The 22,223-nt window shown below is 56.1% G+C and carries 20 protein-coding genes; all 20 read right to left on the reverse strand.

Going from position 1 to position 22,223, the window contains the following annotated elements; genetic code table 11:
• Positions 1-25: 25 nt before the first annotated feature.
• Positions 26-1,189 carry an ArgE/DapE family deacylase gene (locus HP435_RS20385; RefSeq protein ID WP_173599119.1) on the reverse strand — a complete coding sequence of 388 codons (1,164 nt, stop codon included), beginning with the start codon at positions 1,187-1,189 and terminating at the stop codon, positions 26-28.
• A 16-nt stretch (positions 1,190-1,205) separates the two neighbouring features.
• Positions 1,206-2,447 (reverse strand): diaminopropionate ammonia-lyase, encoded by a 1,242-nt coding sequence (dpaL, locus tag HP435_RS20390; RefSeq protein WP_173599118.1) that lies wholly within the window; start codon positions 2,445-2,447, stop codon positions 1,206-1,208.
• Between the two features lie 439 nt (positions 2,448-2,886).
• Entirely contained in the window at positions 2,887-3,768 is an 882-nt protein-coding gene (locus HP435_RS20395) for a putative RNA methyltransferase (RefSeq protein WP_173596874.1), read from the reverse strand.
• Between the two features lie 241 nt (positions 3,769-4,009).
• A complete protein-coding gene (locus HP435_RS20400) occupies positions 4,010-4,993 on the reverse strand; it encodes an ATP-grasp domain-containing protein (protein WP_173599117.1) in 984 nt (327 codons plus the stop codon).
• On the reverse strand, positions 4,990-6,273 hold the full coding sequence (locus HP435_RS20405; protein WP_173599116.1) for a type III PLP-dependent enzyme domain-containing protein: 1,284 nt from the start codon (positions 6,271-6,273) through the stop codon (positions 4,990-4,992). The genes HP435_RS20400 and HP435_RS20405 overlap by 4 nt, the downstream gene beginning before the upstream one ends.
• Positions 6,260-7,438, reverse strand: coding sequence for a DegT/DnrJ/EryC1/StrS family aminotransferase (locus tag HP435_RS20410; RefSeq protein WP_173599115.1), 1,179 nt, complete (start codon positions 7,436-7,438; stop codon positions 6,260-6,262). Before HP435_RS20410 ends, HP435_RS20405 begins: the two co-directional genes overlap by 14 nt.
• A gap of 2 nt (positions 7,439-7,440) precedes the next feature.
• Positions 7,441-8,469 carry a GNAT family N-acetyltransferase gene (locus tag HP435_RS20415; protein WP_173599114.1) on the reverse strand — a complete coding sequence of 343 codons (1,029 nt, stop codon included), beginning with the start codon at positions 8,467-8,469 and terminating at the stop codon, positions 7,441-7,443.
• Positions 8,438-9,085: a sugar transferase gene (locus HP435_RS20420; RefSeq protein ID WP_063228061.1), complete on the reverse strand. Its 648-nt coding sequence runs from the start codon at positions 9,083-9,085 to the stop codon at positions 8,438-8,440. The genes HP435_RS20415 and HP435_RS20420 overlap by 32 nt, the downstream gene beginning before the upstream one ends.
• The gene (locus tag HP435_RS20425; protein ID WP_229049721.1) at positions 9,069-10,094 is read right to left on the reverse strand and encodes a polysaccharide deacetylase family protein; all 1,026 of its coding nucleotides are present in this window, start codon (positions 10,092-10,094) and stop codon (positions 9,069-9,071) included. The genes HP435_RS20420 and HP435_RS20425 overlap by 17 nt, the downstream gene beginning before the upstream one ends.
• Entirely contained in the window at positions 10,048-11,274 is a 1,227-nt protein-coding gene (locus HP435_RS20430) for a glycosyltransferase family 4 protein (RefSeq protein ID WP_173599113.1), read from the reverse strand. The genes HP435_RS20425 and HP435_RS20430 overlap by 47 nt, the downstream gene beginning before the upstream one ends.
• The gene (locus HP435_RS20435) at positions 11,243-12,442 is read right to left on the reverse strand and encodes an O-antigen ligase family protein (protein WP_173596867.1); all 1,200 of its coding nucleotides are present in this window, start codon (positions 12,440-12,442) and stop codon (positions 11,243-11,245) included. The genes HP435_RS20430 and HP435_RS20435 overlap by 32 nt, the downstream gene beginning before the upstream one ends.
• Positions 12,443-12,445: 3 nt before the next feature.
• A complete protein-coding gene (locus tag HP435_RS20440) occupies positions 12,446-13,162 on the reverse strand; it encodes a phosphocholine cytidylyltransferase family protein (RefSeq protein WP_122963954.1) in 717 nt (238 codons plus the stop codon).
• A complete protein-coding gene (locus HP435_RS20445; RefSeq protein ID WP_122963953.1) occupies positions 13,107-13,934 on the reverse strand; it encodes a CDP-alcohol phosphatidyltransferase family protein in 828 nt (275 codons plus the stop codon). The genes HP435_RS20440 and HP435_RS20445 overlap by 56 nt, the downstream gene beginning before the upstream one ends.
• On the reverse strand, positions 13,931-15,352 hold the full coding sequence (locus tag HP435_RS20450) for a flippase (protein WP_173599112.1): 1,422 nt from the start codon (positions 15,350-15,352) through the stop codon (positions 13,931-13,933). The genes HP435_RS20445 and HP435_RS20450 overlap by 4 nt, the downstream gene beginning before the upstream one ends.
• A gap of 28 nt (positions 15,353-15,380) precedes the next feature.
• Entirely contained in the window at positions 15,381-16,070 is a 690-nt protein-coding gene (locus tag HP435_RS20455) for a CpsD/CapB family tyrosine-protein kinase (protein ID WP_063228054.1), read from the reverse strand.
• Positions 16,051-16,803 (reverse strand): YveK family protein, encoded by a 753-nt coding sequence (locus HP435_RS20460; RefSeq protein ID WP_122963951.1) that lies wholly within the window; start codon positions 16,801-16,803, stop codon positions 16,051-16,053. Before HP435_RS20460 ends, HP435_RS20455 begins: the two co-directional genes overlap by 20 nt.
• Positions 16,796-17,917 carry an LCP family glycopolymer transferase gene (locus HP435_RS20465; protein ID WP_173599111.1) on the reverse strand — a complete coding sequence of 374 codons (1,122 nt, stop codon included), beginning with the start codon at positions 17,915-17,917 and terminating at the stop codon, positions 16,796-16,798. The genes HP435_RS20460 and HP435_RS20465 overlap by 8 nt, the downstream gene beginning before the upstream one ends.
• Complete coding sequence (locus HP435_RS20470; protein ID WP_173596864.1) at positions 17,914-19,812, reverse strand: polysaccharide biosynthesis protein; 1,899 nt, start codon at positions 19,810-19,812, stop codon at positions 17,914-17,916. Before HP435_RS20470 ends, HP435_RS20465 begins: the two co-directional genes overlap by 4 nt.
• A gap of 44 nt (positions 19,813-19,856) precedes the next feature.
• The gene (locus HP435_RS20475; RefSeq protein ID WP_173596863.1) at positions 19,857-21,137 is read right to left on the reverse strand and encodes a nucleotide sugar dehydrogenase; all 1,281 of its coding nucleotides are present in this window, start codon (positions 21,135-21,137) and stop codon (positions 19,857-19,859) included.
• A complete protein-coding gene (locus HP435_RS20480; protein ID WP_173599110.1) occupies positions 21,130-22,113 on the reverse strand; it encodes an NAD-dependent epimerase/dehydratase family protein in 984 nt (327 codons plus the stop codon). Before HP435_RS20480 ends, HP435_RS20475 begins: the two co-directional genes overlap by 8 nt.
• Positions 22,114-22,223: the final 110 nt, after the last annotated feature.

Below are 22,223 nucleotides of genomic sequence, written 5' to 3' on the forward strand. Positions count from 1 at the left end.
CGCGGCGACAGGAGGAACCGCCTGTCTACTCCTGGCAAAACTCGCAAATGGTTTGGGCCAAAATATAGCTCATGTCCACGAGGCTATCCACCTCGACGTATTCCACTGCCGAATGCAGTCCCGCTCCCACCGGGCCGAACAGGACGGTCGGAATCCCCGCTCCTTGCAGCAGCGCGGCGTCTGTCCAGCCGGAAAAGCCGCAAATGCCGGGCGCTGCCCCCAGCCGCTTTTCGCAAGCCGCTTGCAGGGCGAGAAAAATCGGCTCGGCCAGTGCCACCTCAAACGGCTCGCGCCAAAACGTCAGCTCGGCACTCGCGCGGAATGCCGCGTCCTCTGCCCGCAGCTTCGCAAGCAACGATTCGATTTCCAGAGCCACTTGTTCTTGCGTCTCGTTCGGCACCGTTCTGCGCTCCCAGTCGATCCGGCAATAGTCGGGATACGTAGACAGTTCTGTTCCGCCTTGAATCAGCGACGCGTGAACAGATGCCGTCCCGAGAATCGGGTGCGGCGGCTCTTGCGCCAGCTTTTCCGACAAGCTTTCCAGCTCGCGCAGCACCCTGCCCGCGTGAACGATCGCATCGATTCCTTCTTGTGGCCTGCTGCCGTGCGCCGCCTTGCCGAACACCTCGCACTTGACCCAGGCAAAGCCTCTGTGCACAACGCCGATTTGCAAATCAGACGGCTCGCAGCAGATCGCGGCATCTGCGGAATAGTCCTGCACCAATGCTTCCGTCCCGATGCTCTTGTACTCCTCGTCGGCGACAAACGCCAGGATCACATCGCCCGCAAGCGGAACTTTCGCCTGGGCAACCGCTTCGACTGCCGCCAGCATCGCCCCGAGACTGCCTTTCATATCCTGACTGCCTCTGCCGAAAATTTTGCCGTCCGTTACAGTCGGTTCAAAAGGCGGGATCGACATGCGCTTGGCGCTCACCGTGTCCATGTGCCCGTTCAGCATGAGCGACTTGCCGTTTCCACTCCCGCGCAAAATCCCGATGACGTTGCACGCCGTCTCGTTGATCGGAATGACGGCTACCTCAAGCCCGATTGACTTGAGCTTGTCGGCAATAAACGCAGCAATCCCGGCTTCTCCTGCTCCATCCGCGTCCAGGTACGGATTGACCGAATCGATGCGAATCAACTCTTGCACAAGTTGAACGAGTCTTTCCCGGTCGATCGTGACATTCATCGTCGCTTCCTCCTTTTTACTTGTCGTCAGCCGAACACGCGCCCTCCCAAACAATGCGCCGATAAGAATCCTGGTCCGTATCTCCTTCGGTGCTGAAGCACAAGACGACCGACTCTTCGTTTAGCCCCAGTTGCTTGGCAAGTCCTCTGTACTCCGGCTTGTTCATTAGCGCCGCCAACAGCCCTACTCCAACAGCACCGCTTTCGCCACTGATGACCTGCGGGTCGCCTGCTTTTGGCGCAGCCAGCATCCTCATCCCGTTTGCCGCGATGAAATCTGGACAACTGACAAAGAAGTCGGCATGGTCGCGCAAAATTTCCCAGGCAACCGGATTCGGCTCGCCACAAGCGAGTCCGGCCATAATCGTCGCCAGCTCCCCGTGCGCCACTTGCGGCTCTCCGTCCGCTGCTTCGGCAGACAAGACCATGCAATTCGCCGCATGCGGCTCGACGATGACGCTGACCAGCTCCTCCCCGCCAGCTTCTGCGACGAAGTGTCCCAGCACAGCCGCCGCCATCGAGCCAACGCCCGCCTGCAAAAACAAGTGCGTCGGCTTTTTGTCCGGCAAAAGGGCCGCCAGCTGCTCGCGCGCTTCTGCCGCCATCGTCGCATAGCCTTGCATGATCCAGCCCGGAATCGTCGTGTAGCCTTCCCAGGCCGTGTCTTGCACCACCTGCCAGCCGCGCTCCCTGGCTACTTTTTCCGAAAGGCGGACAGCCTCGTCGTAGTTGCCATTGATGACATGCGCCTGTGCCCCCAGCGAGCGGATCGCTTCCACCCGTTCTGCTGTCGAGCCTTTTGGCAAGTAAACGACCGCCCGCTGGTCCAGCTCCCGCGCTGCCCAGGCAACCGCCCGGCCGTGATTGCCGTCGGTCGCGGTGACAAAGGTCACTTCTCCGATCTGTCTTCTCGCCTCTTCCTCGCCGAGAGCAGCGAAGCTCATCCCCTCGGGCGTGTGCCCCAGCTTTGCATACAAATACCGGGCCATCGCATAAGACGCGCCCAACACTTTGAAAGCGTTCAGCCCAAAGCGCAGCGATTCGTCCTTCACCAGCAAATGCCCAACTCCCAGCTCGCGGGCGAGTTGCGGCAGCGGGACGAGCGGCGTCGGAGCATAGACGGGACAAGACGCGTGAAAGTCGCGCGCAGGCTGTGTTTCCTCTGCGGACAAAAAGACAGGGATTGCCTGGCGCTCGGCTTGCGAGCCGCGCTGCTTTTTCGTGTTTGCCACTGTTCGTATCGTTTTTTCTGCTGACATCGGCAGTTTCCTCCTTTTGCTGGCTTTTGCCACTCTGGTTGACTATTTGAATTGCAAGGAATGTGCCAAGGCGGTTGAAGGCATGAGGATAGGCAGCCCGGCGATTTGCTCATCCCGTTCCGTTCCTTCTGGACAGAATATCCATATCAAAATGAGATGACAGAAGGATCATTTTGAGACTTTTTGTATCAAATTGAGACTATCGCATAAAAAACTTGGCTGCGCCAATGGTTGTGACAGAACCTTTCGCTGGCTGATATCCGCCCTTTGCATTTGCGCGATACGAATTTCCATCCCGGTTTCTTTAGCAAAAAAACGCCGCCCGCACCTTCACTCCCAAAGGAATGAAACGGCACAGGCGGCGCTCTCCGTCATTCTGTTTTGCCTAAAAAGGCGCGCTACTGCTGCAAGCTATCCGCGGCGCGCGCGGCCCCCTCACTCATTTTCTTCCAACAAGAACCGTAAACTCGACGGAAATCTCTCCGCCCTCCAGCTCATGCGCCTGTGCCAACTGCTGCGGTGCGGCCCCCCACGTCAGCGGCGTCATCTGGACCAGCGCGGCCAGGCTCGGCTGGTCCAGCCGAAACGAATACGCCACCCGCTCGCAGTCGATCAGCGAAAAGCTGGCGGCGAAGCGCTGGATCGTCGCTGCATTGGAATACACCTGCTTTACAGGCTGGGCATAAAGGCGCTCGCGCAGTTCCAGCAAATATCGCTCGCCCGGCACGACCTTGATGACGAACCCGTCTTTTTTCAGCATTCGCGCAAACTCCCGCGTATTGGACGGCGACAGCACGTTGAGGATGGCCGCAAAGCGATTGTCGGCAAACGGAGCATTCGCCAGATCGCCGACGCACCAGATCAGCTCGGGGTGCGCCTTGGCTGCGAGGGCGATGCCCGCTTTGGACAGATCGACACCCGCGCCGACGACATCGACTGACTGTCGCGCTATCACCTCTTCGCGAATGCGGGCCAGGTGCGAACCTTCGCCGCACCCGGCATCCAGCACGTACAGCGGCTCGCCGCTGGTCGCTGCGTACTCCGCCAGCTTTTGACTGACAGCAGCGTGCAGCGGAGAAAAAAAGCCTTGCTCGCAAATCGTTCTTCTCGCCAAAAACATTTCTTGCTCGTACTTCGATCGGTAGCCCGCATTCGCCAGGTGCACATAGCCGTGTCTCGACACATCAAAGCAATGGCGGTTGGCGCATACAAGGCTGGCTGTATGGATGAGCGTCAGCGTCCCGTGGCAAACCGGGCATCTAAGCATCCCGCTATGCCGGGCCAGCAGTTCGGCCTGCCGCTCTTTTTTGGTTGGAAGCATAAAAAAAGCACCCCATTCATTCGAAATCGGTGAATGAAAAAAGGCACAGTCAAATAAACCCCGGCTCTCCTTTTGAAAAAACGAGCGGGATCAGGCTAGACTGTACCTTTTCTTACCGATAACGCATGAATTGGGGACTCATAGTCATAGCGGACGACACTCCTGTCAAAATGCTCACGGGGGGCATTTCTCCCCCGTACCTTGCATTGTACAACAGATCGCCCAAGACCGCCGCGCTTTTTTACATCTCCTCCCCCGCCAGCCGACTGCTGTGGACGAGCATGACCTGATCGTATTTCAGCATGATCGTCCCTGCTTCGTAGTCGCCTACGTTCGGCTTGCTCGCCTCTTTTCGCAAATTGCGGAACAGAGCAGCGACGGCGTTCACGCCGCTTTCGTGTGCATGAGGATAGCCGCCGCCGAACCGCGGATTGATCTCGGAGATCACGTACTGGTCCCCGAGCAAAAAGCAGTCGATGTCGAACGGTCCGCGAAGCGGCAAGACAGAGACGAGCGACGCGGCCAGCGACGTCAGCCGCTCGTCCCGGATCGCCAGCGAGCGGTCTGTCTCGCCTGCCCGCATGCGAATTTTTTTGCGCGTAAAAAGCGTCGTCAGTTCACCCGTGACGAGATCGGCGTAGCCGTCCACGCCGTATTCCTCCGCCTGCAAAAACGGCTGGACAATCAGCTCCTCTGTCTTTTGCGCGAGTGCGGCAAGCTCCGACCCGCTCTCGATACGGACCAGGCCCAGGCTGGCGCTGCCTTTGCGCGGCTTCGCCAATAGCGGATAGGCAAGCTCTCCGCAGGCAAGCGCCGCTCGCGCCTCTTCCAGCGTGTAAGTAGGAACGCACGGCAGCCCGTGGTCGCGCAAAAAATCGCAGGTCGCCTTTTTATCGAGGCACAAGTCCACCACGTCCGTCCGAGAGACGACGGCCTGCACGCCAAGCCGCGAAAATTGCTCGGCATGGGCGGCGAGCACGCCAAGCTCGGGATCGATCAAGGAAAGCACCGCCCTGATGTCATAGCGCAGGCAAATTTGCTCCAATGCCTGTACGTAATCCGGGTCGTCGATGCGCGGGACGATCTGCCTGTGATGGGCGGCGAACAGCGCGGGAGCCGTAGGATCGCAGTCCACCGCGATAATTTTGCCGGCACTGCCCCACTCTTGGACGAAATACTCGATCAGCTTGACCCTGCGGCCTACGCTCGTCATGAGCACATTCATTGGGCGTATCCTCCTGTTTTGCCAGCCTGACCAGCCGGAAATTCATAGAGCGACTCCGGGAAAAACTCCGCCAGCGTCTCTTTGCGCCTGGCGACGACGACATCGCCGCCTGCGATAGCCAGGACAGGCGGCCGCTCGCGAATAAACGGCGGATTGAACACGAGCGTGTACGCCCCCGTGTGCCCGAACACGAGAAAATCTCCCGGTTCCGGCACTTTGCCGCGAAAGCCTTGCAGCAAATAGTCTTTTTCCATGCACGTATAGCCTACGACATGGTACGTCCCTTCCCTTGCCTCGTTGCTCTGTGTCACGACGGTGGCGGGAAGCCGATGTGCGTGCATGGTCGGCTTGATATTGTGGACACTGCCGTCTACAAGCACAAAGCGATCGTTGCGGTTCACCTTGACATCCACGACCTGGCAGACGAACTCGACCGCATCGGCCACAAGCGAGATGCCCGGTTCCAGAATCAACTGCGGCAAGCGTGCCGCCTCCGCCAGTTCGTCCTTGAGTACAGAAGTGATCGCCGCAGCGTAATCGTCAAAGCTCGGAACGCCGACCATCCCGAACGTGGCGGGCAGCTCGCCGTAAAATCCGCCCCCGATGTCGATAAATTCAAGCCGCTCTCCGAGATGCGCTTTGCCCAGTCGGCACAGCTCTCGGGCAATTTGCCGATACACCCCCACGCTGCGGTTCGTGGAAAAATGCCCGTGCAAGCCCGTGACCCGCACATTCGGCACAGCAGACAACAGCGCCAGCGCTTGGGCAAAGCTGCCGTTTTCCACGCAAAAGCCGAAGCGGCTCACTTCATAGCCGTTTTGCAGCGGACTGACGCCGCCGCGCGTCAAATCGAAATTGACGCGCAAGCCGACGCGGACCGTCTGTTCAGGGTGCTGTCTTGCGTAAGCGAGCACAGGGGCAATCTCCGAAAACGAATCCAGATTGACCAGGCTGCCCAGCTCCAAAGCCAGCTGAATATCTTCTGCCGTTTTCAGCGGGCCGTTGAAAACGATGGCAGCAGGCTCGACACCAAGCTTCCGGGCGAGATCGTACTCCAGCCTGGACACGACCTCCGCCTGCGCCCCGAGCTGGTGCAAAGATTGGCAGACAAACGGCACGTAGTTCGTCTTGTACGAGTAGGCAACGCTCACCTGCTCATAGCGACTGGCAAACGCTTCGTAAAACCGTCGGTAGTTGTCGCGGAGCCTGGCCGTATCCAGCAGGAAAAACGAAGATTGACAAAGCTTTCGCCACTCGGCAAGCTGCTCATAAGTGTACATGACCGACCTCCTTCGCGCGTCCCGACAGGCAACTCCTGATCACGGAAATGACCCGCTCCTGCTGTTCGTCGCCCAGACTGGAGCCGGAAGGAAGGCAGATGCCACGCGCGTACAGCTCGTCAGACACGCTGTACCCCAGCTCGTGCGGGTAGTAGCGGCACCCTGCAAACAGCGGCTGGCGGTGCATCGGCTTCCACACGGGCCGCGCCTCGATGTTTGCCTTTTCCAATGCATCAATCAGTTGCGTTGCGGTAATTCCGGCCTGCTCGGGGTCAACCGTCAGCGCCGTCAGCCAGCGCGTCGCTCTCCCTGTCGGAGATTCCGGCATGAAGGTGATGCCAGCATACGGCTGAAGCGCCGCTGCATAGCGTTGATAGATTCGCCTTCTCGCCGCCACCCGCTCCTCCAGCACGCGCAATTGCCCTCTGCCGACAGCCGCCAGCAAATTGCTCAACCGATAGTTGTAGCCCATCTGCACATGTTCATAATGGCGTTCCCGCTCGCGGGCCTGCATCGCCCAAAAGCGCGCTCGCTCCAAAGCTTCGAGATCGTCCGAGACGAGCATGCCCCCGCCGGAGGTCGTAATGATTTTGTTGCCGTTGAACGAAAAAATGCCGAAATGCCCCAAGGAGCCGCTCATTCTCCCTTTGTAGTCGGCGCCCAGCGACTCTGCCGCGTCTTCCACGACCGCGACCTTGTATTGCTCGCACAGCGCAATGAGCGGCCCCATGTCGGCGCTTTGCCCGTACAAGTGAACGATGACGACAGCCTTGGGCAATTGCCCTAGCTCGTTTGCTTCTCGCAGCGCTCTCGCAAGCGCCGCCTCCGACATGTTCCAGGTCGCTTCATCGGAATCGATAAAGACGGGAGTGGCTCCCAAGTACAAGATCGGGTTGGCGCTCGCCACAAAAGTCAGACTGGAGCAAAACACGAGATCGCCCGGCCCGACCCCGGCCAAGCGCAGCCCCAGATGGATGGCCGCCGTGCCTGACGAGACGGCAAGCGCTCCTTTTGTCCCGACATACCGGGCGACTTCGTGCTCAAACGCATCGACATGCTCCCCGAGCGGCGCAATCCAGTTGGAGGCGAAGGCGTGGGCAACAAGCTCCTGTTCCTCTGTTCCCATGTGCGGCGGCGACAAAAAAATGCGCGATTGTTCCCCCATATTCATTTCCCCCATGCGCGGTAGGCGGGAAAAAAAGTCGAACTTCCCGCGTCATCCGCCCGATTTTGTTCGCATAGCACCTGGTACACCTCTTCGTCGTGCACACGCTTGCCCATCCAGTAAGGATAAGGCGCATCTTTTGTAAACGATGCCTTGAAGCGAAACAGACCGTCTTGCTCCTGATTTCCTCCCCCGAGCAGCAAGTAATCCAGTCCGTCCTCCTTCGCCAGCGAAATCATCGCATCGAACAGCAAATGATTGATCCCGAGCGGCATGTCCTCCGTGTGCGATGCTCCCAGATGGAAATGGGCATAACGGCTGCCGCACAGCATGATCGCGCCCGCTACCGCGATGTCATCGTGAATCGCCAGCAACAGTCGCGGCTTGCACAGCGCCGTTTCCTGCAACAGTCCGGCAAAAAACGGATTGTCATAATAATAGGAAGCGCCAGCGTGATTGCGCTCCATCGTCTCGCGATACAACGAAATGAAAGCCGCGAGGTCATGATTGCTTTTTCCTTCCACTATTCTCACCGCATGGTCTTTGGCCTTTTTCATATTGCGCCTGACATTTTGACTGTACTGCGCCTGAATCTGGGCGAGCGAGGGCCGCACATCGACAGCAATCGTTTCGCGCACGAGATCAAGCTGCATCTGATCGCGAAACAGTTCGGCGTTGTTCAAAAGCGGGTGAAAACGCACCGTTTCTGTTACGTACTTTTTGCTCTGGCAATAGGCGTGAAACTGCGCGGAAAACGACTGGACCACGCTTTGCTTGGAACACAGCGACGGGCCGCCGTACCCGATCGATACGATATCCGAATAGCCCGGGAGGAACGAGTCGAGGGAGCGCACCACATACGGATAAAAAATCCGCTCCTCTCCCGCGGAGAAGAACACCGCTTCCGGCACTCCCCCTTCTCGCTCGGCATACAGGCTTACGTACTCTTTTGTGTAGGAAATGTCCAAATGCGCCACCTCGCGCATACAGCACGTCCAGTCATCCTGATTCGTAAGCACGATCAAACTCACGCAAGTCCCTCCTAGCCTGCTCTGCCTGTTTGCTTCCCGTGAATTTTTCCATCGTGACGCAGCCCTCGTGACTGATTCCGGTTTTTTGCAAGACCCGCTTGACGGTCAACAGCAATATTTTCATGTCGAGGAAAAAGCTGCGATTTTCCACGTACCAAACATCCAGTTCGAATTTTTGCTCCCATGTAATCGCGTTTCGTCCGTTGACTTGCGCCCATCCGGTAATGCCCGGCAGCACATCATGCCGTTTCATTTGCCGGGGGGTATACAACGGGAGATACTCCATGAGCAGCGGCCTCGGTCCGACGAGACTCAGCTCGCCCTTCAACACATTCCACAACTGCGGCAGTTCATCCAGGCTGTATTTTCGGAGCATCATGCCGAATGGCGTCAGCCTCTGGGCGTCTGATAGCAACTCGCCGGACGTGTCCCGCTGGTCGGTCATCGTGCGAAATTTATAGATGAAAAAGGGCTTTCCGTAGCGGCCCGGGCGCTCCTGGACGAAAAAGACCGGGGCACCGAGCTTGCAGCGAATCAGCACGGACAACACGAGCAGCAAAGGCGAAACCGCGATTAACAGCGACAAAGCGACCAGCCGATCAAACAAAAGCTTCATGCCGCCCCTCCTTTTGCTTGTTCCAGTCCGCTGCCGCCTCCTCCATGCTGAGACTCTGCATCCCGTACTGGCGGCGCAAATCGGCAAAATAGGCGAGAAGCCGCTCCAGAAAACGCAAATTTTCCGCCGGATAGCTGCCGAAGTTTTCCGGGTGCCACCACAAGTGATACAGTCGCTGATTTTTCGCGGCAAACAGCAAGTCGCGCCTGATCCTTGCATAGCGGAGATCTTCCAGAAAACGAAGCTTGGGCGAGTAAGGCCGCAAAAAACGGCTGGAAGGGACGTTGACAAGCCCTTCCCGACTCGTGAACAGCTTGTCGTAAGCGTGATGTCCGCTCAAATTGACGTACGAGTCGGCAAGCCGCAAAGCCCGTTTGAACAGCGAGTCTTCCGCTCCCGGCCCGGCGCGGTACATCCACGCTGGCTCGTTTCCGCGGTACGAAGTGAAGCCGTGCTTTTTGCAGAGCGCCAAATAGGCAGGCTGGAGCTGGTTGCGCGGAAAAACGATGCTCGTCGGGGAATGTCCTTTCTTGCGCGCCACTTTTTTGCAGGCGGCCAAATCTGCTTCAAACGTCTGGGCGGTCTGTCCCGGCTCCAGGCAATAGTAGTGGGAGTGCGTGTGGCTGCCGATAAACTGGTGCGGGTAGGAGGAGATCAGTCGAATGAGGGACGGAGCGTAGTGATACGGATCGGCCTGCTTGCGTTCTCCCACCGTTCCCGACTGCAAGTAACGGTAAGGCGACAAGTTGGCGTCTGCATAGTCTGGCAACAGTCCGGGAAGCGTGCTCATCAGTTCCTCGCGCGACTCGCAGAACAAAAAGCCGACCGTAGCCCAGGTAGCGTGAATCTCGTATTTTTGAAAAAGCTCCAAAATGGCGGGAATGACCTGGCGAGTTCCGTGCAAATTTTCCTGGCAGGAAGACAGCGCTCTTTTGTCGCGCACGCCCCAGTACAGTTCAAAATCAAGGGATATGACCAACGCTCCTGTTGTGCCCAATCCGTTCGTCAACCTCCTTTTCCGTGCGCGGCGGCTTTGTTTTGGCGGCGATCAACTCGGCGAACAGGCGGGCTTGCCTGTCGAGGACATGTCGCTCGTTGAAATGCTCCTCCGCAAGGTAGCGGCTGTTTTGTCCGTACGCTTCGCGAAGCCTGGCGTCCAAAGCGAGCTTTTTCAGAGCCTTGTACAAATATTCGCTATGCTTTGGCTCTACCAAAAGTCCATTCACGCCGTCCGTCACTTCTTCCCGGCAGCCGCGAATGTTCGTGGCGACGATCGGCTTGCCCATCGCCATCGCTTCGATGATCGACCGGGGCAAGCCTTCGCGGTGGGAAGGCAGGACGAAGATGTCGCTTGCCGCAAGCAACTGCGGGATGTCCGAGCGAAATCCGGTCAGGACGATTTGCGGATGCGACAGGCAAAGCTGCTGCAAATCTTGTCCGCGCTGGTCCCGCTCGCTCGCCAATACTTCCCCCACCAGCAAAAGACGCACGCGCGACGATTCTCTCGCCAGCCTGTGAAACGCCTCCAGCAGCTCGAATATCCCTTTTTCGCTCACCATCCGGCCCACGTACGCGATGACCAGCTCTTCCTGGCCGATGCCGAGAGCAGCGCGCACTTGCGCAGCCTCCTCGCTCGTGACTGCCTGCGGATGGAAGCGGCGTTCCACATCCACCCCGTTTCCGAGGTGCACGATCCGCTCCGGAGGGGCAAAACCTTCCTGCACGCTCAATTCGTAATCCTCCCTGCTTTGCAAGAGCAAGTAGTCTGTCAGGTGCTTGGCGAACCACTTTTCCAGCCCGTAGTAAAACTGGTACTCGCCCCTGCTCATTCCGTCGTGGAAGTAATAGCCGTGCGCCGTATAAATGACCGGACGGACGCCCGCGAGCTTCGCTGCCACCCGCCCGAGAACCGCGGCTATCGGCGTGTGAACGTGCACCGCATCGTACTGCTCCTGCTTCATCAGCCGGTACAGGGCGTGGATGGAACGGCAATTGGAGACGGGTGCGATTTTACGTTTGATCGGGATATGCCAAAGGACGTGGCCCATAGCCCGCAGCGACGCGAACCGTCCGGTATCCGTGCAAGCGGTATGCACTTCGTGGCCTTCGTCCGTCAGCTTTTCGATCAGCGGCAGCAGCAAGCTTTCCACTGATCGGTCAATTGCGCAAATTTGCAAGATTTTTCCCATGCAGGTCACCGCCATTTTTGATTGAGCCAAGACTCAGTCCGGCTGTCACACAATAGAGCGCCAGCAAGATCCAGAAAAACGTTTCGCGGATGCCGTTGTGCGTCAAGCCGTACACAATTTGAAAAAAGAGCGGATACCAGGAGTACAGCCGATGCCCTCTCACGCCAGCGTACAAAAGCAGCAAAAACAGCAGCGTGCCCACAATGCCGTACGAAAAGAACAGATTGGCAATCGTCGAGTGCAGTTCGAGCGTAATCGTGCTCTCAAACCGCTCATACTGCCCTTCTCCGGCACCGAAAAACACGTACTGCGGATGATTGGCGATCCTGTCGTAGCCTCTGGATGCCAAATTGTCGTCCGAGTCCTCCCCCAATGTTTCCATCCGCTCTTTTACTTGTGTGTAAATGGTCGCATCGTGCAATACGTTTTCATTCGTGTACAGCGATACGCAAAACAGCAGAAAAAAGAGAGCGAGCACACACACCACGTTTTGCCAAAAAAGCCCTGTCCGCTCTTTTGACGAGACGAACAGAAACACGAGGTACATCAGCACGGCACTCAAGATCGCTGCTTTGGACAACGAGGCGGCAATCACGCTCAGCGAGCAGCCGATGACGAGAAACAGGTAGAGCGATTTGACAGGAAAAAAGCGGGCGCAAAACAGGCAAATCCCGAGACAAAGCAAGCCGTAGTAGCCGAGCTGATTCGGGTTGTTGAAAAACAGCGCCTGACGGAAGTCGTGCTCCCCCGGGGCAAGTCCAAAGAGCAGCGCAAGTGTCTGCACAGCAAGCGAACAGGCGACGGCCCAAAACAGCCATTTCGCATAGCCGCGGGGATCACGCTGGCCCAGCACGATGATGGTCAGCATGACCGCTCCGTTGTACAAATACCATTTCGTCGACTCAAACACTTCCATGACGCCGCCCAAAGCGATCGCCCAAATCCCGTTCACCAGCAAAATATCGTATAAAAATAACAGCGTAATCACGACGAAAAAACGGTATTTGCGTTCCAGCCATTTCAGCTGAAACAAAAACGTATACGCGATGAGAAGCATCATGACAAAATCGGCAATTTGCGGATTTCCGCTCGGGAAGAAGTAGAAGGGCTTCAGCAGTACGTAGAGAAACAGCAGAACTTTGTCCAGCGAGAGCTTTGCTTTAGCCATCGCCTACATATGTGCCAAATGATTCGTAAAATGAAGAATCCGCTTGTAGTCCTCCCATGTATCTACCTCTGCCCAGAACAGCCCCGGCGGTATTTGCGCCACATGCACGTCTCTTTCTCCCAAAAACGAATACAGAACATTTTCCCACCACAAATCGTGCTGCCGCTGCAAAATCAGACTTTGCAGCCGCTCCTGAAAGATCGGGACAAACTCGCGGTGCAGCCGGGCAATTCCGACGTATTCCCCTGTCGTCTCCTCCAGGGGGAGTTCTTTGCCGTGCTTTTGCAAAAGGCCGTTTTCGTAGCCGAATTTGTAATCGCCTTCCGCCCTGCGGGAAGGGTCGGCGAACATGACCGGACTCCTCGTCTCCTGGAGCACGACATCCAATACTTGCTCTTCAAAATAAACATCCGCGTTGAGCAAGAGGCAGTCGCTGTCCGTCAGAAAATCGCGGGCAAACCACATGGAGGCGATGCTGTTGGTGCGATCGTAAAACGGGTTGTGAAAAAAGCGGATGTTTTCGCCGCCAAGCAGACTGGTAATCACGTGAGCACGGTATCCGACGACCATGGCAATCTCGTGAATCCCTTTTCGCTTCAACTCCAAAATCGTATTTTCGATCAACGCCTGGTTGCCGATATCGATCGTGCATTTCGGGCTGCCGTCAATTTGCCCGCTGATCCTTGATCCGAGTCCTGCCGCCATGAGCAGAGCCTTCATGTGCTTCCCCTCCCTCTTGTCTCGATGAAGTGACATACTTGATGTTCAGTTTCAGCTTGTATAGCGCTCTGAGGAGTCCCACCAGCAGATGATACCCCGTCCACAAATCGAGAAACTGATGCTGTCCGCTAAATGCCCACATGAGCGCGGCGATCAGCACGCCACTCTGGAAGCCTGTCTGGGTCAGGAACAGAAACACTCCGGCATCGAGCCATCTGCTGCGCTTGCGCATGGATACGGTTTCGTGCGAGATTTTCCCTTGACCAAAAGCGAGATCCGAACCGTTCGTCGCCAATATTTCCGTAAAAATCGTAAACAGGATCAGGTAGATCAAGTACGGCCCGAGCGTCGGCTGGCTGCTGGCGACGCCGTAGATGACGCTGAACGAGACGAGGTACAGCGAGTAGTTCAATCCGATATCGAGCCAGACGCCCCCTGCGCTGTTCTGGTTTTTGATCCGGGCGACTTCTCCGTCGACGCAGTCAGCGAGGTAGCACATTTGGTAGAAAAAACACCCGATCAAAAAGGCCGCGGCTGATCCGTACATGAAAGCTGCTGCGGCGATCAGCCCGGCAGCGATTCCCGCGATCGTGATGGCATTCGGGGAAACCCCTTTTCTTTTTGCCAAAAACAGACTCAAGTAAATCGAGATGCGCCTGGAGAAATAGTACGACCAAAACTCCTCGCGAACCCATGGCTTTTGCACCTGAATCCGGCAATCTCGAATCTTCTCGCTGTCCCAAAACATGTTCGGATACAAGTCTTCCTTCACCGTAAGCCACCTTCTTCATTACCTCGTCTTCGTATCAAGACGGAATTTTTTTCAGAGAAGAACGGGATATACCACGTGCGGAAACCGAAATATCGGTATGCCCAATACGAAGCACAGATATCTCGACAGCTCAGGCTGATAGCGGTGGCGATTGCTGCTCCTGTAATGCCAAGCCAGGGAATCAACAGGCAGTTGCCGCAAATGTTGAGCAAGGCTGAAAAAACCAGGATGTTGCGCGACGTTTTCTGGCGGCCCGTCATCGTCAAAAGCGGAATGACGCTGCCGGAAGAAAAGTTGATAAACTGCCCCAGACAAAGAATGACGAGGACGAGACTGCTGCCAGCGAACTCTTCGCCGAACAAGGTAAGCAACGGGGCGGCAAAAATGGCGACCAGCAAATTGATCGGAGCAGATGCGAAGAAAATGAGCCGATTGGCAAACGCAATCATTTTTCTCAGCCCGTCCATATCCCCACGGGCGTACATCTCGGAAAATTTCGGGGAGAGAATCGTGTTGATGGAGATGAGCGCAAAGCTGGTCACCATCGAGAGACGAATGACGACGCTGTACACTCCGACTGTTTCCGCGTCTGTAAAAATCCCCAGCATGATCGTGTCTGTCCAGCTCATGATCAGCTCCATCGAGGCGCTCAGGTACATCGGAATCGCCATGGCGCAAAGCGTGCGAAAGCCGATGGCCTGGCCTTCCTCCATCTCGCGCGGCTGAATGCCCGCGTTCATGCTTCGCGACACAACATGCCACTTCCCCATGCCGATCAGCGTGTTCAAAATGACAGCGACTGCGAGCAAGCCGATCAACAGATTGGAAGTCGGAGCAAGCAAGGGCAGCGCGATCACGAGAAACAGCAGATGGAGGAAGCGCATGCCCACCGTATCGACGATCACGGACGCCGTCACGCGATGCAAGGCGCGGAAAGCCGAAGCGTACAGTCTAGCAAGCGAGACAAACGGCAGCATCCAGGCCATCACCCGCAGCGTTTGCGCAGGCAGCTCGTTGGCAAACACATAGCTGGAGATCGGCTCGGCAAACAAATAGAACAGTCCCGAAAGCAAGAGAGAGGGCACGAATGTCCAGACCGCAACCTTGTTGAACAACTGCCGAATCCGCTGGGACGCCCCCTGCGCCCGATACTCGGCCAGCAAGCGGATGATCGCCGTGTCGGTGCCAAACAGCGCCAGCACCATCCCGATGTTGAGCAGCGTGATCGTCAGCGAGTAAATGCCCAGATTGCCTGCCCCGTACTCCCTGGCTATAAACAACTGCAACGAATAGAGCAGAACAAACCCGAAAAGCCGGAACAGAAACGTAATCGCTGAACCGTGCAATACTTCATGAACGTCCCGATTGTTGCGGACTTTGGCCAACTGCTGCTGCCAAACAAGTTTGAGGGCATTCATCCATTACTCGCCCCCGCTTCTGACTTGACTATTCCATATACCCATAACCGTAATAGCCTTCTCTCTTCCCGAGCTTTTTGTTGTTGAGAACAACCCCGAGCAGGTTGGCCCCGGCCGTCTTCAGCTGCTCGACTGCGCGAACGGCCGAATCCCGCTTTGTTTTGCTCGCATCCACGACGAGAATGCACCCGTCCGTCTCTCTCGCCAGCACCATGGCATCGCTCACAATGAGCGGAGGACTGTCCACGACGATCATGTCAAAGTTGTTGCGCAGCTGCTCCAGCAATTCCCCCAGTCGCGGCGTTCCCAACAGTTCAGCCGGATTGTGGGGAATCGGCCCCGCTGTCACGATCGACAAATTCGGAACGCCCGCATCCTGAATGATGTCGGAAAACTGGCACATCCCGGTCATATAAGAACTGATCCCGTACAAATTCGGCATCTCAAACGTGAAATGAATGCGCGGATTGCGCAAGTCGAAATCGATCAGCACCGTCTTGCGCCGATCTTTTGCCATCATCAGCGACAAGTTGGCTGCCGTAATCGTCTTGCCCTCCGACGGCCCCGGGCTGCTCACCAAAACCGTCTGCAACCTTTGTCCCTGTGTGGAAAACGAAATGTTCAGCTTCAAGGTGCGGTAGCCTTCCACCAGGGGAGACAGTGGCTCCCAATGGGCGATCAGCTTCTGGTAACGATCGTCAGGCTTCTGCCTTCTCATACTCGCTTCTTACCTCCTCCGCCCTTTTTTGCCGCAAGTGCTTCTTTGTCTTTTTGTCGATGACGGCGATGGTGGCGAGCACAGGCAGGCCCAAATATTCCTCCACTTCCTTTTCCGATCTCAGCCGTGTATCGAGATGCTCCATGAAAAACACAACGCCTACAGAAGTAGCCAGCCCAAGCACAAAGCCGATAATCGAGTTGAGCAGCGGCTTCGGACTGACAGGCTTGGCTGCCGGATTATCGCGCGCTTCCGCCAAAATGTGCACGTTGTTCATGCTCAACATTTTGACCACTTCTTCCTGGAAGGTCGTGGCAATCGTGTTGGCAATCAGCACGGCTCGCTTTTGATCAGGGTCTTCCACTGTAATAGAAATGACTTGCGAATCTTTGACCGGCTCTACTTTCGTATGCAGCAACAGCTCATCCATACTCGCTTCCGGCCCGAGTGTCTGCACGACTCTCTCCATGATTCGCGGACTCTCGATAATGACCCGGTACGTCTCGATCAGCTTGAGATTGGAGTCAATCTCGGCAACCGACAGCACTCCCTCCAGATTCGAGTCCAGCGAGCGATTCACCAAAATTTCCGTTTTTGCCTGATAGATCGGCGTCAATGCAAAAAAACTGATGAGTGCCGTTCCTATCGTAAAAATGGAAGTAATGGCGAGAATTACGCCCCAGCGTTTGGACAAAACCAGCAATATTTCCCGGAGATTCACGGTTTCATTCATTTTGCTCCCCCCTTCGCCCCTCCATGCTGTCACTCGCTTGATTCGGCAGTGGCTTGGCCTCACCGGCTTTCTCTGCGCCTTTCTCTGCGCCTTTCTCAACGACTTGCTCGCGAAAGGCAGACAGCCGACGGATCAACTTTTCCCGCTCCCCCTGGCTTACGATGTAGTAGTAAATCCCGTTGATCAGCTGGCCGTTTCCTTCCATCCGAATCGTCTCCACGCTTGATACGGCCGTACCGTAGCTTTGAACAAGCATTTTCATGTCGTCAAAGGTCATGTTCGTCTTCACGTATTTCCCCATGGTATCGAGGACTCCGTTCAAGGTAGAGGGAGACGCCAAAGCCCCCTTTTTTTGCATCAGCGCTTTGATAAGCAGTTGCTGTCGCTCGTTTCTCCCCAAATCTCCCCGCGGGTCTTCATAGCGCATGCGCGCATACACGAGCGCCTGCTTTCCATCCAGGTGAATCGGCCCCAGCGGAAAGTGATAATCGGCGTAGGTAAAAGCGAGCTTGTTCTCGACATCCACACCGCCCAACGTGTCGATGATCCCGGCGAAGCCTTCCATGTTGGCGGCCACCACGTAATCGACAGGCGCGGAAATAAATTGCTCGACGGTGTCAACGGCTTGTTGCAGTCCGCCAAATGCGTAGGCGTGGTTAATTTTATCCAGCGTTTTCGAATGGGCCAGCTGCGTGCGCGTGTCCCGTGGAATGCTGACCAACAGCGCCGATTTTGTCTGCGGATTGACCGTCAACACGAGGATCACATCCGAGCGCCCCTTGTCGTTTTCCCGTTCATCGATCCCGAGCAAGAGCAAGGTGACGGGTTCGTGCACTTCTGCTTTCTCTGGCTGCACAGCAGGTTGTGCAGGCTGGGCTTGCTTTTCTGCTCGCTCTTGCTGCCTCACAGTTGGCACAGGAAGGGAAGACGCCTTGGTCTTCTCTGTCCGCAGCGGGACGTACATGCTGTTTACGGTCTGTTTGATCGAAAAATAGACGTAAGTCGCATACCCTCCCAGTCCAACCAGACAGGCAATCCCCCCTGCCAGCAGGATGCGCGCCCACTTTTGCCTCGCTGTCCGCGCGATTCGCTCTTTCCTCGTCGTCTCTTTCATCCTGTGGCTACCGAGAAAGGAACTGGCTTGGCGTCGTCGACAGGCTGGGAGGCAGACTGATAGCTCGGAATGACCGCCTGCAAGATTTCAATCATTTTCGAGTGATCCTCGATCAGCCCGCCCTTTTTGGCCAACTGCTCCAAACGGGAAATCGCAGACAACAGCTCGCTCCAGGAAAAGTCGAGCGGCTTTCCGATGAAAATGCGGTCGTGGCACGTCGAAGTCAGCCCTTCTTCCGCCGTCAAAAGTTCCTCGTACAGCTTTTCACCCGAACGGATGCCTGTGTAGACGACCGGGATATCTTTTTCCGGCTCCAGGCCCGCCAAGCGGATCAGGTCCTTCGCCATATCGACGATTTTGACGGGTTTGCCCATGTCGAGCACGAAAATCTCGCCACCGTGCGCCAGCGCGCCAGCCTGAATGACCAGTTGGGCCGCTTCGGGAATAGTCATGAAATACCGTTCCATCTCCGGATGCGTGATCGTCACCGGACCGCCCGCCCGAATTTGATCGAGAAAGATCGGCACGACGCTGCCTCTGCTTCCGAGAACATTGCCAAAGCGAACCGCCGCAAAACGAGTGTGACCAAAGCGGTTATATCCCTGGATCAAAAGCTCGGCAATGCGCTTCGTGGCGCCCATCACGCTCGTCGGATTGACGGCCTTGTCGGTGGAAATCAGGATGAAGTGCTCGGCTTGCGCTTCCAGGGCGCATTCGGCCACATTTTTCGTTCCCAAAATGTTGTTTTTCAACGCTTCACTCGGGTTTTGTTCCATGAGGGGCACATGCTTGTGGGCGGCGGCGTGAAAGATGACGGCAGGACGATACTCGCTCATGATCGCAGCAATCCGCTGCCGATCGCGTATATCTGCGATGAGGCTTGCTGTAGACAATTCAGGAAATGCTCGCTTCAGCTCCAGACTGATCTCGAAAATGCCGTTTTCCTCATTTCCAAGCAAAAGCAGTTTCCCTGGGCCAAATCTAGCGATCTGACGGCAAAGCTCCGAACCGATAGACCCCCCGGCTCCGGTAACAAGTACGACTTGCTGGCGCAAATAACCCGTGATTTCTTCTAAATTCATTTCCACCGTCTCGCGCCCGAGCAAGTCCTCCAGCTTAACGTTGCGAATCATGCCCATGCTGATTTTCCCGCTGAGAATATCCGAGACGTGCGGCAAAATTTTGACGCTTGCCTTCGTCGTCTTGCAAATATCAAAAATGTCGCGGATCGTTTGACGCGACGCAGACGGCATGGCGATCACAATATCGGAAATCGCGTGCCGCTGTACGATGCGCGGGATGTCTTCCCTGCTCCCGATTACGGGCAAGCCGTACACGCGCAAATTTTGCTTGCTCGGCTCGTCGTCAATGAAAGCGATCGGCCGTTGCTCGGACAGCGGCGACCGCCGCATCTCCCTGGCAACGAGCACGCCTGCGCTGCCGGCCCCGACAATCAAGGTGCGCCTGCGATCCAGGCTCCTTTTGTCGCGTTCCTCATACCACCATTTCCACAGAAAACGCGAGCCTGTGATCCCGGCAAGCACGAACGTCCAGGCAATCAAAAACAAAGATATCGGAAACCGGATTGGCATCCACAGCCAATGCCCCAGCGTGTTCAGGAAAAAAGCGAGAATCAGGATGGACAAACTCGTCGCCTTGACAATCGAGGCAAGCTCGCCCGCACTGACGTAACGGTAGACGGGTCGGTACAACTCGGCGAGATGCATCCCCGCCAAAACGAACAGCACATGTCCAATGATCAAATAAAGAGGGCGATGCTCGTATATTTCGGCAAAAGAAAAATCAAATCGAACCAGGCAGGCCAGCCAAACAGCCAAACTGATAATTCCTGCGTCCGATAAGCTTAACCAGAATCTTCTCTTCCGGTAGCTCATATTCATCCGCTCCAGGCAGTCTAGATTCGCAATCGTGGCTGCATCTACAAGCGCCAGACAACGATATCAGACGGGCATGTTTTTTGATTCAACACGCTTTTCACATCTGCAATCACTCCGCAGTTTTGGTGCAGCAAAGACGACAGCTCAGCCCAGCTCAGATGGACGTATTTCGCGTGCGGCACAGCCAGAACCAGCGCATCGGCAGGCTGCAATTCGTCCCATTCCCTCAGCTTGATGCCGTACTCTGACCATGTCTTCTCCGGGTCTGCCAAATCGTCTGTCACCTGAACTTCCACGCCAAATTCCCGCAGCTCATGGACGATGTCGATCACTCTGCTGTTGCGAATATCCGACACATTTTCCTTGAACGTCATCCCCAAAATCGTGACGCGTGAGCCTTGAATCGGAATATGACGCCAGATCATCTGCTTGACCAGGGAGGTCGCGACGAATTTTCCCATCCCGTCGTTGATGCGCCGTCCCGCCAAAATCACCTGCGGATGGTAGCCTACGCGCTCCGCCTGATAGGTCAAATAGTAAGGGTCTACTCCAATGCAATGACCGCCGACCAGTCCGGGCGAAAACGGCAGAAAATTCCATTTTGTTCCAGCCGCCTCCAGCACGTCGGCTGTTTCGATTCCCAGTCGGTCAAAGATGATCGCCAATTCGTTGATCAACGCAATATTCAGGTCGCGCTGCGTATTTTCAATCACCTTGGCTGCCTCTGCCACCTGAATCGAGGACGCTTTATGAATCCCTGCTTCGACTACCAGCCCGTACATTTGCGCGATCTCATCACACGTCGCCTGATCCTGCCCGGAGACGACCTTGACGATCTGGGCGAGTCTGCGCTCCTTGTCCCCCGGATTGATCCGCTCGGGCGAATAGCCGACAAAAAACTCTGCGCCTGCCCGCATCCCGGATGAGCGCTCCAGCACCGGAATGCACGTTTCCTCCGTGGCGCCAGGGTATACGGTCGATTCATAGACGACGATCGCTCCTGGCTGCAAATGCTTTCCTACTGTCTCGGAGGCGAGCAGCAACGCCTTCAAGTCAGGGCGCTTGGCGTCGTCCACAGGCGTAGGCACGGTCACGATGATAAAGTCGCATTCCGCAAGCAGCCCGGGATCATCCGTATACGTGATGCTTGAACGCGCCAGCTCGTCAGCCGTCAGCTCTCCCGTCTCATCCCGCCCTGTCTGTAGCGCGGCAATGCGCGCAGCGTCCACGTCGTAGCCGATCACCGGAACCTTTTGCCCAAAAGCAGCCGCAACAGGCAAGCCCACATACCCGAGTCCTACGACTCCTACTTTTTTACGCATGGGCATCACCGTAATAATCAAGATACCAATCGACAAAACGGGAAATTCCTACCTCGACCGGAGTATCAGGCCGAAAGCCCGTTTCTGCGAACAGCGCATCGACCGAGGCGAAAGTAGCAGCCACGTCTCCTGGCTGAATCGGCATGTACTGGCGGTTGGCTGGCCGTTTCAGCTTCTGTTCCAGCAGTTCGAGGAACGAAAGCAGCTCCACAGGCCGATGATTCCCGATATTCAAGACCTTGTGCGGCGCCTTTCCGTCTTTTGGTTCAGGCAAACGATCCATGAGTCGCAAGATGCCCTCGACCACATCATCAATGTAAGTAAAGTCCCGGATCATTTTTCCGTAGTTGAAAATGCTCACTGGCTCCCCCGCCAAAATCGCCTTGGTGAACGCATAGAGCGCCATGTCCGGGCGGCCCCACGGCCCGTAGACGGTAAAAAACCGCAGCCCGGTCGCCGGAATGTTGTACAGATGGCTGTACGTGTACGCCATCAGCTCGTTCGCTTTTTTCGTGGCGGCGTACAGGCTGTTCGGCTCATCCACCCGGTCGCCCTCGGAAAAGGGGAGTTTCTTGTTCCCGCCGTAGACGGAGCTGGAAGAAGCGTAGAGCAAGTGCTTGACCCCTGTGTGCCGGCAGCCTTCCAATATATGCAAAAATCCCGTGATGTTGGAGGACGTGTATACGTGAGGGTTTTCCAGGCTATACCTGACTCCAGCCTGCGCCGCCAGATGGATGACCCGCTCCGGTTGCATTTTGCGGAACAACTCGTCCATTGTCGTCTGATCGGCTATATCTGCTTGATAGAAGTGGAACTGTTCGAACTCTTGCAGCATCGACAGTCTTTTTGCCTTCAAGCGGGGATCGTAATACTCGTTGCAATTATCCACCCCCCATACGACTTCCCCTCCTTCCAAAAGTCTTTTCGCTACGTGAAATCCAATGAATCCAGCAGTTCCTGTCACCAAAATCGACATACATTCCACCTCTTTGCTTATTCATACGGAGGTTCTAGGACAAATATGCCAGTAGGATGAGGACGGCCAGGAACGGTTCAGGAAGACTAGGACACTCTTGCCAGGCAAAC

Origin of the sequence: Brevibacillus sp. HD3.3A (genome assembly GCF_013284375.2) — a bacterium.
Classification (GTDB): domain Bacteria; phylum Bacillota; class Bacilli; order Brevibacillales; family Brevibacillaceae; genus Brevibacillus; species Brevibacillus parabrevis.

Coding starts and splice junctions, on each gene's coding strand:
- HP435_RS20435 (WP_173596867.1), bottom strand. CDS start 12,442: ATGGCTAAAGCAAAGCTCTCGCTGGACAAAGTTCTGCTGTTTCTCTAC.
- HP435_RS20475 (WP_173596863.1), bottom strand. CDS start 21,137: ATGCGTAAAAAAGTAGGAGTCGTAGGACTCGGGTATGTGGGCTTGCCT.
- HP435_RS20440 (WP_122963954.1), bottom strand. CDS start 13,162: ATGAAGGCTCTGCTCATGGCGGCAGGACTCGGATCAAGGATCAGCGGG.
- HP435_RS20410 (WP_173599115.1), bottom strand. CDS start 7,438: ATGGGGGAACAATCGCGCATTTTTTTGTCGCCGCCGCACATGGGAACA.
- HP435_RS20455 (WP_063228054.1), bottom strand. CDS start 16,070: ATGAGAAGGCAGAAGCCTGACGATCGTTACCAGAAGCTGATCGCCCAT.
- HP435_RS20460 (WP_122963951.1), bottom strand. CDS start 16,803: ATGAATGAAACCGTGAATCTCCGGGAAATATTGCTGGTTTTGTCCAAA.
- dpaL (WP_173599118.1), bottom strand. CDS start 2,447: ATGTCAGCAGAAAAAACGATACGAACAGTGGCAAACACGAAAAAGCAG.
- HP435_RS20420 (WP_063228061.1), bottom strand. CDS start 9,085: ATGAAGCTTTTGTTTGATCGGCTGGTCGCTTTGTCGCTGTTAATCGCG.
- HP435_RS20400 (WP_173599117.1), bottom strand. CDS start 4,993: ATGAATGTGCTCATGACGAGCGTAGGCCGCAGGGTCAAGCTGATCGAG.
- HP435_RS20385 (WP_173599119.1), bottom strand. CDS start 1,189: ATGAATGTCACGATCGACCGGGAAAGACTCGTTCAACTTGTGCAAGAG.
- HP435_RS20480 (WP_173599110.1), bottom strand. CDS start 22,113: ATGTCGATTTTGGTGACAGGAACTGCTGGATTCATTGGATTTCACGTA.
- HP435_RS20470 (WP_173596864.1), bottom strand. CDS start 19,812: ATGAGCTACCGGAAGAGAAGATTCTGGTTAAGCTTATCGGACGCAGGA.
- HP435_RS20450 (WP_173599112.1), bottom strand. CDS start 15,352: ATGAATGCCCTCAAACTTGTTTGGCAGCAGCAGTTGGCCAAAGTCCGC.
- HP435_RS20430 (WP_173599113.1), bottom strand. CDS start 11,274: ATGGGAAAAATCTTGCAAATTTGCGCAATTGACCGATCAGTGGAAAGC.
- HP435_RS20405 (WP_173599116.1), bottom strand. CDS start 6,273: ATGTACACTTATGAGCAGCTTGCCGAGTGGCGAAAGCTTTGTCAATCT.
- HP435_RS20465 (WP_173599111.1), bottom strand. CDS start 17,917: ATGAAAGAGACGACGAGGAAAGAGCGAATCGCGCGGACAGCGAGGCAA.
- HP435_RS20395 (WP_173596874.1), bottom strand. CDS start 3,768: ATGCTTCCAACCAAAAAAGAGCGGCAGGCCGAACTGCTGGCCCGGCAT.